13 protein-coding genes and 1 tRNA gene are annotated in these 12,982 nt (G+C 61.2%); 13 read left to right on the top strand and 1 reads right to left on the bottom strand.

The window, feature by feature from the left end; genetic code table 11:
- Positions 1–8: 8 nt before the first annotated feature.
- From secY to AC1A0G_RS06315, 13 genes are all read left to right on the top strand, one after another.
- Positions 9–1,343 carry a preprotein translocase subunit SecY gene (gene secY, locus AC1A0G_RS06255; RefSeq protein WP_476528349.1) on the top strand — a complete coding sequence of 445 codons (1,335 nt, stop codon included), beginning with the start codon at positions 9–11 and terminating at the stop codon, positions 1,341–1,343.
- Between the two features lie 176 nt (positions 1,344–1,519).
- Complete coding sequence (locus AC1A0G_RS06260; RefSeq protein WP_476528350.1) at positions 1,520–2,083, top strand: adenylate kinase; 564 nt, start codon at positions 1,520–1,522, stop codon at positions 2,081–2,083.
- 317 nt (positions 2,084–2,400) lie between these two features.
- The gene (infA, locus tag AC1A0G_RS06265; protein ID WP_003808114.1) at positions 2,401–2,619 is read left to right on the top strand and encodes a translation initiation factor IF-1; all 219 of its coding nucleotides are present in this window, start codon (positions 2,401–2,403) and stop codon (positions 2,617–2,619) included.
- A gap of 21 nt (positions 2,620–2,640) precedes the next feature.
- On the top strand, positions 2,641–2,754 hold the full coding sequence (rpmJ, locus tag AC1A0G_RS06270) for a 50S ribosomal protein L36 (RefSeq protein ID WP_003814578.1): 114 nt from the start codon (positions 2,641–2,643) through the stop codon (positions 2,752–2,754).
- A 146-nt stretch (positions 2,755–2,900) separates the two neighbouring features.
- Entirely contained in the window at positions 2,901–3,278 is a 378-nt protein-coding gene (gene rpsM, locus AC1A0G_RS06275; RefSeq protein ID WP_152357696.1) for a 30S ribosomal protein S13, read from the top strand.
- Positions 3,279–3,360: 82 nt separating this feature from the next.
- Positions 3,361–3,762, top strand: a complete 402-nt coding sequence (gene rpsK / locus AC1A0G_RS06280; RefSeq protein ID WP_033493949.1) for a 30S ribosomal protein S11 — start codon at positions 3,361–3,363, stop codon at positions 3,760–3,762.
- A gap of 90 nt (positions 3,763–3,852) precedes the next feature.
- Complete coding sequence (locus tag AC1A0G_RS06285) at positions 3,853–4,848, top strand: DNA-directed RNA polymerase subunit alpha (protein ID WP_476528351.1); 996 nt, start codon at positions 3,853–3,855, stop codon at positions 4,846–4,848.
- 88 nt (positions 4,849–4,936) lie between these two features.
- Positions 4,937–5,425, top strand: a complete 489-nt coding sequence (rplQ, locus tag AC1A0G_RS06290; protein ID WP_476528352.1) for a 50S ribosomal protein L17 — start codon at positions 4,937–4,939, stop codon at positions 5,423–5,425.
- Positions 5,426–5,813: 388 nt separating this feature from the next.
- Positions 5,814–6,749, top strand: a complete 936-nt coding sequence (gene truA / locus AC1A0G_RS06295; RefSeq protein ID WP_476528353.1) for a tRNA pseudouridine(38-40) synthase TruA — start codon at positions 5,814–5,816, stop codon at positions 6,747–6,749.
- Positions 6,750–7,413: 664 nt separating this feature from the next.
- On the top strand, positions 7,414–9,606 hold the full coding sequence (locus tag AC1A0G_RS06300; protein WP_476528354.1) for a circularly permuted type 2 ATP-grasp protein: 2,193 nt from the start codon (positions 7,414–7,416) through the stop codon (positions 9,604–9,606).
- Positions 9,607–9,861: 255 nt separating this feature from the next.
- Complete coding sequence (locus tag AC1A0G_RS06305) at positions 9,862–10,662, top strand: transglutaminase family protein (RefSeq protein WP_476528355.1); 801 nt, start codon at positions 9,862–9,864, stop codon at positions 10,660–10,662.
- 194 nt (positions 10,663–10,856) lie between these two features.
- A tRNA-Ser gene (locus AC1A0G_RS06310) sits at positions 10,857–10,941 on the top strand.
- 258 nt (positions 10,942–11,199) lie between these two features.
- The gene (locus AC1A0G_RS06315) at positions 11,200–11,355 is read left to right on the top strand and encodes a hypothetical protein (protein WP_162835002.1); all 156 of its coding nucleotides are present in this window, start codon (positions 11,200–11,202) and stop codon (positions 11,353–11,355) included.
- A gap of 231 nt (positions 11,356–11,586) precedes the next feature.
- On the opposite strand, the gene AC1A0G_RS06320 is transcribed toward AC1A0G_RS06315, so the two are convergent.
- Complete coding sequence (locus AC1A0G_RS06320; RefSeq protein ID WP_476528356.1) at positions 11,587–12,861, bottom strand: ATP-binding protein; 1,275 nt, start codon at positions 12,859–12,861, stop codon at positions 11,587–11,589.
- Positions 12,862–12,982 lie beyond the last annotated feature (121 nt).

Consider the following 12,982-nt stretch of genomic DNA (forward strand, 5'->3'; position numbering starts at 1 on the left):
GAACCCAGGTGAGGACGTTAATCCAGGCCTTCCGTACCAAAGAGCTACGAAATAAGATACTGTTCGTTTTCGGCATGATCATCATCTACCGCATCGGATCGTTCATTCCGACGCCGGGTGTTGACTACAAGGTCGTGCAGGAGTGCGTGGGCACGATGAAGACCGCGTCCGAGAACTTCATTGGCCTGGTCAACCTGTTCTCCGGCGGCGCCATGCTCCAGCTGTCGATCTTCGCGCTGGGCGTCATGCCGTACATCACCGCGTCCATCGTCGTGCAGCTGCTGCGCGTCGTCATCCCGCGCTTCGAGGCCCTGCACAAGGAGGGCCAGTCCGGCGAGGCGAAGCTGACGCAGTACACGCGTTACCTGACCATCGGACTTGCGGTGCTGCAGTCCACCACCATCCTCGTCACCGCCCGTTCCGGCGCGCTGTTCAACTACGCCTGCTCGCAGGTCATCCCGGACGGCTCCGTGTGGAACCTCGTCGTCATGGTCCTCATCATGACCGGCGGCACCGGCCTGATCATGTGGATGGCCGAGCTCATCACCGACAAGGGCATCGGCCAGGGCATGTCCATCCTCATCTTCATGTCCATCTGCTCCGGCTTCCTGCCGCAGCTGTGGGAGATCGGCTGGGGCACCAACGGCACCGACGGCAACTGGCCGAAGTTCGCGATCGTCGCCGGCGTGTTGCTCGTCATCCTGATCTTCGTCGACTTCGTCGAACTGTGCCAGCGCCGTATCCCGGTCCAGTACACGCGCCGCATGATCGGCCGCAAGATGTACGGCGGATCGTCCACCTACCTGCCGCTGAAGATCAACATGTCCGGCGTCATCCCGCCGATCTTCGCGTCCTCGATCCTCGCCATCCCGACCCTGATCGCGCAGTTCGGCTCCACCGACCAGAACTGGGTCAAGTGGATCAACAACAACCTCGCCAACACCACGTCCGTGTGGTACATCGGCCTGTACGCGCTCATGATCGTGTTCTTCTGCTTCTTCTACACCGAGATCACGTTCAACCCGGACGAGACCGCCGACAACATGAAGCAGTACGGCGGCTTCATCCCGGGCATCCGCGCCGGCAGCGCCACCAGCCGCTACCTGAGCTACGTGATGAACCGCCTGAACACCGTCGGCGCCATCTACCTGCTGTTCGTGGCGCTCATCCCGACCGTGCTCATCATGGGCCTGCAGCTCAACACGCAGCTGCCGTTCGGCGGCACGACCATCCTGATCATCGCGGGCGTCGGCCTTGACACGCTGCGTCAGGCCAAGGCCCAGACCGAGCAGTTCCAGTACACTGGCTTCCTGCTCGAGAACGTGGACCACGTCGAAGGCTGACGCCCGCTTGGCAGGCGTCAGCGCGAGGAGTCAGACAGTCCGGTGGGCTGTCTGACGACGGAGCCATCTGCGGCCTGACCTGATCTTAGGCCGCGCGAGGAATCGGACAGTCCCCTGGACTGTCCAGTGACGGAGCCATCCGTTTCTCCAAACACCCAACACACAAAGGAACAACAATGCGTCTTCTCATCATGGGCCCGCAGGGCGTGGGCAAGGGCACTCAGGCCGCGCTGCTCGCCGAGCACTTCGGCATCCCGGCCATCTCCACCGGCGACATCTTCCGCTACAACATCAAGAACAAGACCGAGCTGGGTCTCGAGGCCCTCAAGTACACCGACAAGGGCGAGCTGGTCCCGGACGAGCTGACCAACAAGATCGTCAAGGACCGTCTGGCCATGGACGACGCCAAGAACGGCTGGATTCTCGACGGCTACCCGCGCAACGCCTCCCAGGTCGAGGCGCTTGACGCCATGCTTGAAGAGCTGGGCACCCCGCTCGACAAGGTCGTCGCCCTCGACGCCGACCACGACGTGCTCATGGAGCGCATCGCCAAGCGCGCCAAGGAGCAGGGCCGTTCCGACGACACCCCGGAGGCCATCGCCAAGCGCCTGGCCACCTATGCGAAGGAGACCGCCCCGCTGCTCGACATCTACCAGCAGCGCGGCCAGCTCGTCGCCATCGACGGCGTGGGCGAGATCGACGTGATCCAGGCCAACATCGTCAAGGCGCTTGAGGCCTGAGTCTCCTTTTTACCTTGGCCCCCTCGGCTGAGGGGGCTGTCAGCGAAGCTGACTGGGGGAGCGTCAGACGGATGAACGCTTAATGTCAATGGGTAGCTCTGTAGCTGCCCATTTTTTGTATCCGGGTTGATGTGGCGGGGTGTGGGAAACGGATGGCTCCGTCGGCAAACGGTCCACTGGACCGTTTGCCTCCTCGCGCCGTCGCTTGCCAAGCGAGCGACGGCGTGTCGTAATCCCCGTGTTCGTGTATATTATTCCGTTGGTGTGTCTTCGGACTCACTAACGGTAATTGTCCCGAGGAACGGATAACGAGGCTCATGGCAAAAGACGGTGTGATTGAAGTCGAAGGTCAGGTAGTGGAAGCACTGCCGAACGCGATGTTCCGCGTCGAACTTGAGAACAAGCACATCGTGCTCGCCACGATCTCCGGCAAGATGCGCAAGAACTACATTCGTATCCTGCCGCAGGATCGCGTGGTGCTCGAAATGAGCCCGTACGATCTGAACCGCGGAAGGATTACGTACCGCTACAAGTAAAGGTACAAGTAAAGGAAAACCATGAAGGTCAGCCCTAGTGTGAAGAGGATCTGCGAAAACTGCCGCGTGATCCGTCGTCACGGCCGCGTCATGGTGATCTGCACGAACCCGCGCCACAAGCAGCGTCAGGGCTGAGAGCAGATCCAGCGGCATCAATTAATCAGGCGCTGAGTCACAGGTGAGTTTCTCCCGAGAGGCTTGCTTGAACCCCGGGTACGCAGGCCCGGGCCGGGAAACCGGACGACTCGGTGCACGACCTGCGGAGCATAGAAGGAATCGCAATGGCACGTCTTGCCGGAGTCGACATCCCCAATGAGAAGCGCATTGAAATCGCCCTCACCTACATCTTCGGTGTGGGTCGCACTCGTGCGAAGGAAACGCTTGCCGCGACCGGTATCAACCCGGACACCCGCGTCAAGGATCTGACGGATGAGCAGCTGATCACGCTGCGTGACTATCTTGAGGGCAACTACAAGATCGAAGGCGATCTGCGTCGTGAAATCGATGCGGACATCCGTCGTAAGATCCAGATCAACTGCTATCAGGGCATGCGTCACCGTAAGGGTCTGCCCGTGCGCGGTCAGCGCACCAAGACCAACGCCCGCACCCGCAAGGGCCCGAAGCGCACGGTCGCCGGAAAGAAGAAGGCCACCAAGTAATAAGGTGGCTCGTCCAAGCCACGGGACGTCACGTTCCATCGTTTGGACAGACAAATAAGTTCGTACTAGGAAACGAGGATCAATGGCAGCTGCAAAGCAAGCCGCTCGTAAGCCTGTCCGTCGCCGCGACCGCAAGTCGATCCCGGTGGGTCAGGCTCACATCAAGTCCACTTTCAACAACACGATCATCTCGATCACTGATCCGTCCGGTGCCGTCGTGTCCTGGGCGTCCGGTGGCGACGTCGGGTTCAAGGGTTCCCGCAAGTCCACGCCGTACGCTGCCGGCATGGCCGCCGAGTCCGCCGCCCGCAAGGCGATGGAGCACGGTCTGAAGAAGGTCGACGTGTTCGTCAAGGGCCCGGGTTCCGGTCGTGAAACCGCCATCCGTTCCCTGCAGTCCGCTGGCCTCGAAGTCGGTTCCATCACCGACGTCACCCCGCAGGCGCACAACGGCGTTCGTCCGCCGAAGCGTCGTCGCGTCTGAGCCGTCTGAGCACTAGACATAGCAATTCATCCAAAGCCGCTTGCCTGGCCGGTGAGTGCACCACCGACCAGAAGCTGAAAGGATAACACAGTGCTTATCGCACAGCGTCCGACACTGACCGAGGAAGTCATCAACCCGCAGCGCTCCCGCTTCACCATCGAGCCTCTTGAGCCTGGTTTCGGCTATACGCTGGGCAACTCCCTGCGCCGTACCCTCCTGAGCTCGATTCCGGGCGCGGCTGTGACTTCGGTCCGCATCTCCGGCGCCCTGCACGAGTTCACCACTCTGCCGGGTGTCGTGGAGGACGTGACCGAGCTCCTGCTCAACATCAAGGGCATCGTGCTCACCAGCGAGTACGATGAGCCGGTTCCCATGTATCTGCGCAAGAGCGGCGAAGGCGAGGCCACTGCGGGTGACATCACCCCTCCGGCCGGCGTCACCATCGCCAATCCGGATCTGCACATCGCGACTCTGGCCGAGGATGGCGAACTCGAGATCGAGTTCACCGTCGAACGCGGCCGTGGCTATGTGCCGGCGCAGATGAACAAGCAGGACAACGCCGAAATCGGCCGCATCCCGGTCGATTCGATCTACTCCCCGGTGCTCAAGGTGAGCTACAAGGTCGAGGCCACCCGTGTCGAACAGCGCACGGACTTCGACAAGCTCATCCTGGACGTGGAAACCAAGCCCGCCATCTCCCCGCGTGACGCGGTCGCTTCCGCCGGCTCGACCCTGGTGGAGCTCTTCGGCCTGTGCCGCGAGCTCAACACCCAGGCCGAAGGCGTCGAAGTCGGTCCGGCTCCGGTGGCTGAGGAAACCAATCCTGAGATGGCCGTGCCGATCGAGGATCTCAACCTCACGCAGCGCAGCTACAACTGCCTCAAGCGCGAGGGCATCCACACCATCGGCGAGCTGGTGAACCACACCGAGCAGGACCTGCTCGACATCCGCAATTTCGGTATGAAGTCGATCGACGAGGTCAAGGACAAGCTGCAGACCCTGGGTCTGTCGCTCAAGGCCTCCCCGCTGGGCTTCGACACCACCAACCTCGAAGGCGGCACCTTCTACTCGCCGGAAGACGAGTGAGTTTCCGCTTTTGACCAATCACTCCGCCGCGCCCGGACGTTCGGGCACTTGCCCACCTGAGCGCGGCGGGGCATTCAAGGAGTAATTCATGCTTACACCCAAGAAGGGCCCGCGTCTGGCCTCCAGCCCGGCCCACGAGCGCCTGATGCTCGCGAACATGGCCACCAGCCTGTTCCAGAACGGCCGCATCGTCACCACGCTGCCGAAGGCGAAGCGCCTCCGTCCGCTGGCTGAGCGCCTCATCACCTTCGCGAAGCGCGGTGATCTGCACTCCCGCCGTCGCGTGATGCGCGTCATCCGCAACAAGTCCGTCGTGCACACGCTCTTCACCGAGATCGCCGAGCAGATGGAGCAGCGCGAGGGCGGCTACACCCGCATCGTGAAGATCGCCCCGCGTAAGGGCGACGCCGCTCCGGCCGCGATCATCGAGCTCGTCACCGAGCCGGTCGCCAAGAAGGCCGTCGTGAAGGAAGCCGAAGCCGCGACCAAGGTTGCGGAAGAGGCTGCTCCGGTTGCCGAGGCTCCGGTTGAGGCTCCGGCCGAGACCGCTGAAGCTCCGGCTGAGAACGCCGAGTGAGCATAGCGTTTCGCTAGACCACGACTCAAAGGGGTCGGGAATCCACCGGGTTCCCGACCCCTTTTTGCATTTCCACTCCCATGCCGGTCGCTCAGTTTGCCGATCGAGAGGCTATATTTCCGTCTCGCCAAGGTCGGTTTGCCGATCGAGAGACGGGCATTTGGGGTTAATCCGTGTGCGGCGGCCGAATATATACCCCCGAACATCATCGAATGGGTAATTGTTGTGAGAGGATCGCCTCTCGATCGTCAAACCGACCTCGACGGATCATCAAAACAGCCTCTCGATCGTCAAACCGCATGCCATTGCGGGCTTGTACCCGCGAATGGAATGTAACGCAATGATGAATCGCGGTTTCCCCTCAGCCGTTTCGCTAAGATGGTGCCTCATGACGGAAACCATGAGATTACGCATCGACTTGGCATATGACGGCGGCGGCTTCTACGGGTGGGCGAAGCAGCCTGTCCTGCGCACCGTGCAGGGCGAGATCGAAGCCGCACTGCACAAGATCCTGCGCGTGCCGACCGATCCCACATCGCCCGAATCACAGGCCGAACCGCTGCGCCTGGTCGTCGCCGGCCGTACCGACACCGGCGTCCACGCCAGCCATCAGGTCTGCCATGTCGATCTCTCCCCGAGCGTCCTTGCCCGCGCGGTCGGCCATATGGACGTGCCGCCGACCGTCGCGCTGACCCGCCGCATGCAGCGCATCCTGCCGCCCGACATCACGATCCGATCGATCGCCCCCGCGCCGGACGGATTCGACGCCCGCTTCTCCGCGCTCGAACGCACCTACGTCTACCGCATCGCCGACCGCGCGTCCGAAGTCGACCCGCGCACCCGCGGTTTCGTGCTGCACATTGACGACGATCTTGACATCGACGCGATGAACGAGGCCGCCGCGATGACGATCGGACTGCATGATTTCGGTTCGTTCGCGACGCCCAACCCGGGCGGCACGACGATCCGCGAGGTCAAGACCGCGTACTGGCGGCGGATTCCGGTCCGGCCGCTGATCGACGACGACTCGACGATGGGGGAGCGCTACCGCACGCCGGCCGTCGAATCTGGACTGCTGTGCTTTACGATCGTGGCCGACGCGTTCGCACACAACATGGTGCGATCACTGGTCAACGGCTGCGTGCAGGTCGGCATCGGCAAACGTTCGCTGGACTGGTTCGCCGGCAAAATGGCGACGCCGCTGCGTGAAGGCTCCACCGGCCCGATCTCGCCGCAGGGCCTCACGCTCGAACACATCCAGTACCCGCCCGACGACCAGCTCGCCTCCCGTGCCGAAGCCATCCGCGCCAAGCGCACGCTGTGAGCTGATGAAGGAATTATCCTCAGGGGTCTCATTATGGGGCGGGGGCGTTGCGGGTGCCTTTTGTGGGGCGATTCCAAGACGACATCAGGGATATGCCCCGCTGCAAGGCCCCGCGCGGGGCATGATGCTGAGTACTTCCCGGAGCTGCCCCGCAAAACAGCCGTAAGCGTGGCGAATTCCTGAAGCGTTCACGGAATTGCCCCGATACGGGGATGGTTTGCGGGGCACAACGCTGGCATGTCCCTCGATTCGCCCCGCCCAAGGCACCCTAAGCGAGGCGCAATGCTGAAACACTCACCGATTCGCCCCGCTAGTACTTTGTCGGACCTAAATTGACACATTGTTATTCTCGGCCCCTCGGCTGAAGGGGCTGTCGGCGAAGCCGACTGGGGGAGCGTCAAACCCATCACATTAAGTCCAACAAAGTACTAGGAGCGCTCGTAGCGGGGCGATACCCAGATGAATTCCCGCCGTAGCCCCGCACTCCTTCAAAACACGCCCGTAACACATTCGCCCCCGTCCGGTAACCGCGCGCGACTAGCGTAACGCGTATTCATGGCGATGGCCGCGGCGCAAGCGTGCGCTTGCAACAGGCTCAACGGCCGGTCATCGCCCGCGGAACCCACCCGCGGCAACGAATGGACGGATGAAGGCGAGGAGCGAAATGGCTGCATCGGCGATCAATCTGGCAGGCGAACTGGTCAACCGCCGCGAGGCGATCAACCGAGAGCTGAGCCGCAATGGCGTGCGGTTCGGCGTGTACAAGAACGGCGAATACCACGACCGGCTCTTCCCGTACGACCCGATCCCGCGCATCATCGAATCCGACGAATTCGACCAGCTTGAGGCGGGCCTCAAGCAGCGCGTCAACGCGCTCAACGCATACCTCAAGGACATCTACTCAGACAAGCGCATCATCCACGACGGCATCATCCCCGAGGAATACGTGTACACGTCGGCCGGCTACTTCCCGCAGGTCAACGGTGTCACCCCTCCCGGCGGCATCTTCGCGCACATCGCCGGCGAGGACCTCGTGCAGGGCGAGGACGGCCGCTGGTGGGTGCTCGAAGACAACCTTCGCATCCCGTCCGGCGCCAGCTACCCGCTGTTCGCGCGCGACATCGAACGCCGCACGAACCCGAAGCTGTTCCGTGAGGTGCATGTGCGCGACAACCGCGACTACCCGCGTCTGCTGCGCAAGGCGATGGACTTCGTCTCGACCGAGGGCATCGCCGTGGTGCTCACGCCCGGCCGTTACAATTCCGCGTTCTTCGAGCATGCGTACCTGGCTGAGAAGACCGGTGCCGCACTCGCGTTCCCCGAGGATCTCGAGGTCGTCGACAACAAGCTGTTCTTCCTCGATTACGCCGGCAACCGGCACCGCGTGGGCGCCGTGTACCGCAGACTTTCGGACGAGTATCTGGACCCGTTTGCGTTCAACCCCGATTCGGTGATCGGCGTGCCCGGACTGCTTTCGGCGTACCGTTCGGGCAACGTCGCGATCATCAACGCGCCCGGCAACGGCGCGGCCGACGACAAGGCGATCTACTATTTCGTGCCGCAGATGATCAAGTACTATCTGGGCGAGGAGCCGATCCTGCACAATGCGCCGACGTACATGCCGATGTTTGACAAGGATCGCAAGGAAGTGCTCGACCGGATCGGCGAGCTGGTGATCAAGGACGTGGCCGAGGCCGGCGGATACGGCGTCGTGTTCGGCTCGAGCCTTGACGCGGCCGCGCGCGAGGAGCTGGCCGACCGCATCAAGGCCGAGCCGCGCCGGTTCATCGCGCAGGAGGTCATCCAGTTCCGCGACATCGACGTGATCGACCCCGAAACCGGCGAGGCAAGCCCGCGCAAGGCCGACCTGCGCGCGTTCGTCGTGACCGGCCAGAACACGCACGTGTGGTATTCCGGTCTGACTCGCTACTCGTCGGTGCCTGGCCAGATGATCGTCAACTCGTCGCAGGGCGGCGGCTTCAAGGACACGTGGGTGCTCGCGCCGGAGCACGGCACCGAATCGCACGAGCGCACGCAGCAGCGCAACGAGTCGGTCGCGTCCGTGAATCTGATCCCGCACTCGCGCAAGCATACGTTGTCACTGGTCACCGCGTCGAAGGCCGACAACCTGTATTGGCTTGGCCGCTACACCGAACGCGCGTTCACCACGCTCGTCCAGTTCTTCCCGTTCTACGACCGCGTGATGGACACCGATGTGGACGCGTTCCGCCCGTTCGCCCGTGCACTCGACCTGCCCGAGGACTTCGCGGACTTCGACGGCTTTATCCACTCGTTCCTGTACGACGGCAAGAACCCCGATTCGGTGCGCAGCGCGATCGTCGCCGCGTTCCGCAACGCCGTCGTGCTGCGGCCGGAACTCACGTCGCGACTGCTGCAGTACGTCGAACTCGCCGTCACGAACATCACCGATGCGGCCGAACATTCGGCCAACGCGAGCGACATCTACAACCAGCGCGACATCGCCGACGACATGCTCGCGTTCTGGGGCGGCGTCGAGAACTCGACCGTCGACGTGACGTTGAAGGCGTTCATCTTTATCGGCAAGTACATCGAACGCATCGATCTGTACACGCGCTTCCGTCTGCCCGAGGACGAACTCGACGCGCCGCTCGCCAAGCTGGAGACGTACTCGCGCGCGCTCGACGGCAAGCCGCTGCCGTCTTGCTTCGTGTCCGGCATCAGCTGGCTGCTCGGCCAGCTGCCGGACCGCGGCTACCCGGAGTTGACCAAGCGGCTGCAGGTGTTCCTCGACGACTTCAACAGCCGTGCGATCGCCGGCGACGTGAAGGACGCGAACTCGCTCAGCTCGATGAACATGGACGCCAAACGCCCGTGAGCTGACGCCGACGCACGTTTCATTACCCGATCGGTAGTGTTCCTCCCGTTGTCGTTTCGACCGGGTGAGGTTCCCCTAATTTGTCATTTCGACCGAGCGCAGCGAGCGGAGAAATCTTACAATGTCCACGCAAGATTTCTCGACTCGCTGTGCTCGCTCGAAATGACAAGATACCGTGGTTCAAGCGGTACTCCGTGCGGTACAGTGGATGTGCAAGCAGGTACGGGTCGCATCCACTAGAGGAGTCGTATTTTCATGAAGAAACTGGTGTTCGACTATGAGATGAAGCTGTCGTTCAGCTCGCCGGTCACCGATCATCGATTCCAGTTGCGCTGCGTGCCCGCGACCGGTCCGCGACAGCAGGTCGTGGACGTGGAAGTGGACATCGAACCGCACGTCGATCTCGAAACGACGATCGACTCGTTCGATTCGGTGGTCATGACCGGCTTCATCCCCGAGCCGCACACCATGTTCAACTACACGGTCAAGGGCATCGCGTTCGTCGACAACGCGCATATCAAGCCGGAGATCTACAAGCCGCTGTACCGGTTCAACTCGGCGCTGACGATTCCGGGGCCGTGCATCGAGCACATGATCGAGATGTGCAAGATCCGGCTGTCCGCGCTGCCGATCGACGCGACGCCGATCGACCAGGCGCGCGAGGTGATGGACGAGGTGTTCCACGCGTTCGTCTACACGCCCGCGTCCACGACGATTCGCACGACGGCCGAGGAGGCGCTCGCCCAGCGCAAGGGCGTGTGCCAGGATTACGCGCATGTGATGCTGTCGGTGTGTCGTCACGTCGGGCTGACCGCGCGGTACATCGCCGGTCTGCTCGGCGGCGAGGGTGCGACGCACGCGTGGGTCGAGATCTACCATGACGGGCGCTGGATCGGTCTTGATCCGACGCACAATCGCATGGTGGACGACAACTACATCACGATCGCGCACGGCCGCGATTACCGCGACTGCATGCTCGACATCGGCATCTTCTCCGGCTACGACGTCAAGCAGACCCAATGGGTCAACGCCTCCGTGCACGAGCAGCGGCTATAGGCGGTGATCACCTTGGCCCTCTCGGCTGAGGGGGCTGTCAGCAAAGCTGACTGGGGGAGCGTCACACCCAACGGCTGCCAGCAACGCGGCAAAAAGCCAACATCACAAAACATGCGCCACGCCGGTGAAGCGGGCGATTTGCAAAATCGCCGCCCCGCCGTATAATAAACAAGTTGCGTTTTTACGTGACGAATGGATAAGTGTCCGAGCGGTCTAAGGAGCACGCCTCGAAAGCGTGTGAGGGTAACTCCTCCGCGAGTTCGAATCTCGCCTTATCCGCCCCTAGGGTTTCGAGCGGTTCGCTCGAAACCCTTTTTCATGTTTTCATGCCGAAACCGTTCGACGGCTGCGACATGCTCGACAGTCGTGCGCGTATTCGAGCGTTCTGATACAGTCGTGAACGATGCCGTAACATGCGGCGTCCCCGTTGATATGACGGGCCGTTACCGGCGGAAGCTGGTAAAAGAAAGGCCCGGCGCTACCAACACCGAGCCTTTGCGTGGTTATCGGCTTTCGCTCCTAACCAAAGGTTGCGAAATGAATCATATCACGATGCACGGCACACTGACCGTGAACGGGCGTACCGTGATCGTCCACATAGGCGATCACGAGGCGACGGCCACGGTAGACGGCACACCATTCAACGTGTGCAACGTCTGGCAGCTCTACCAGCTGCTGCGGCTGCTCGTGTAGCGGTCATTAGGGCGCGGCGTTCACCTCCGTGGGTGTCTCGCCCGCAACCTTGAACCCAGCATAACGCACGATTGACGAGCGCTTGCCGGCCGATGATGGATGTCGTACGTAATACCGCGGCACTACGCGGGTTAAAAAATCTCTAACGGGGTACGTAAGTGGGTGCGGGAAAGCCGTTGGGCGCGTGAGCCCCGTGCGATTCGCCGTTTTTTGACGATACTTGGCAAGCCGTCATACCACAGATTCGTCCAGGAAGAGATCTCGGGCACGTACGATGCGTATGCCGTCGTCTGATGCTGCCGGGTCCCCCTGCCGGACCACCACCATTTTTTCGAAATTGTCGGAAATGGTGCGTAATGGGGCAAGCTCTCTGGCTCTGGTCGTTTCGGAGAACATTTCGTCCGTGACCTGCACGTACATCGTCCGTCCGTCTTTCGTCGCCACGAAATCAACTTCGCCTTGATACAACTTGCCGACATGTACGGCCCAGCCGCGATACAGCAGCTGTAGATATACGGCGTTTTCGAAGACGAATCCGATGTCGCTGCCGCGATACCCGGACAGGTATTGCCTCAATCCCGTATCTACCAGGTAATACTTGGGCATGGTTTTCAGAATGGCGCGACCGTGAATGTCAAACCGGCTGCACGAATACACAACGTAGGCATCCTCCAAAGACCGTATATAGGTGGTCACTGCGGTCGCGGTCGTTTTACGTCCCGATGCGGTGAGCGCTCCAGCCATCTTGGTGACTGAAGATTGTCGTCCCACGGTGTCGGCGAGATATTCGCACACCAGTCGTAGAAGATCGGCGTCGGACACCTTCCATCGTCCATCGCTGTCTCGATTGAGAATGTCTCGGACGACTACCGTGCTGTATACGCCTTCCAGATACTGTGCGTGCATCGACTGGTCGACGTTCGGCGATGCGATTGCCGGCATTCCCCCGAACATCAGATATCGGCGGAACAGATCGTCGAAGGTCGCCACGGAACCGTCCGGCAATAACGCTGCCGAAGAGCCTTGGGAAAAGGATAATCCGCAAAACGACGCATATTCGGAGAACGACAGTGGCAGCATGCGGATCTCCACGTAGCGGCCGGATAGGTATGTGGCGATCTGCCCGGATAGCAGGTAGGCGTTGGACCCCGTCACGTAGATGTCGCAGTCGTATTCCACGCGGATCGAGTTCACCACGTCGTGCCATCCGGTCACGCGCTGCACTTCGTCAAGGAACACGTATGTCCGGCCGTTTTCGCTCATGCGAGACACGAGATACTGGTATAAATCGTCATCCGTGCGTATCCCTAAGCCGCGCATCTCGAGATTGACGTCGATGAAGCCTCGGCCGGCAACGTCTTCGGCCTCGATATGTTGGCGGACCATGCGGAGCAATGATGATTTTCCGCATCGGCGTATGCCGGTGACGACTTTGACCAGATCGGTATCGCGGAATCGTAGCGCTTCATTGAGGTATTTGTTTCGTTGTATCAGTCGTTCGATCATTGATTCCACCTTCATATAAAGTTTAGTTGAATAAACTAAATACATAATTCTGATATTTAGTCTAGTGTACTAGATTAATTTAGTTGTTGGCGATGTTGGCGCGCATGATGGGGTGGTGGTT

This window comes from Bifidobacterium sp. LH_230, from assembly GCF_056357555.1.

Excerpts from the sequence above, each read along its gene's own strand:
- rpsK (WP_033493949.1), top strand. The coding sequence starts at position 3,361 with ATGGCAGCTGCAAAGCAAGCCGCTCGTAAGCCTGTCCGTCGCCGCGAC.
- AC1A0G_RS06300 (WP_476528354.1), top strand. The coding sequence starts at position 7,414 with ATGGCTGCATCGGCGATCAATCTGGCAGGCGAACTGGTCAACCGCCGC.
- truA (WP_476528353.1), top strand. The coding sequence starts at position 5,814 with ATGACGGAAACCATGAGATTACGCATCGACTTGGCATATGACGGCGGC.
- AC1A0G_RS06320 (WP_476528356.1), bottom strand. The coding sequence starts at position 12,861 with ATGATCGAACGACTGATACAACGAAACAAATACCTCAATGAAGCGCTA.
- AC1A0G_RS06305 (WP_476528355.1), top strand. The coding sequence starts at position 9,862 with ATGAAGAAACTGGTGTTCGACTATGAGATGAAGCTGTCGTTCAGCTCG.
- AC1A0G_RS06260 (WP_476528350.1), top strand. The coding sequence starts at position 1,520 with ATGCGTCTTCTCATCATGGGCCCGCAGGGCGTGGGCAAGGGCACTCAG.
- infA (WP_003808114.1), top strand. The coding sequence starts at position 2,401 with ATGGCAAAAGACGGTGTGATTGAAGTCGAAGGTCAGGTAGTGGAAGCA.
- rplQ (WP_476528352.1), top strand. The coding sequence starts at position 4,937 with ATGCTTACACCCAAGAAGGGCCCGCGTCTGGCCTCCAGCCCGGCCCAC.
- rpmJ (WP_003814578.1), top strand. The coding sequence starts at position 2,641 with ATGAAGGTCAGCCCTAGTGTGAAGAGGATCTGCGAAAACTGCCGCGTG.
- AC1A0G_RS06315 (WP_162835002.1), top strand. The coding sequence starts at position 11,200 with ATGAATCATATCACGATGCACGGCACACTGACCGTGAACGGGCGTACC.
- rpsM (WP_152357696.1), top strand. The coding sequence starts at position 2,901 with ATGGCACGTCTTGCCGGAGTCGACATCCCCAATGAGAAGCGCATTGAA.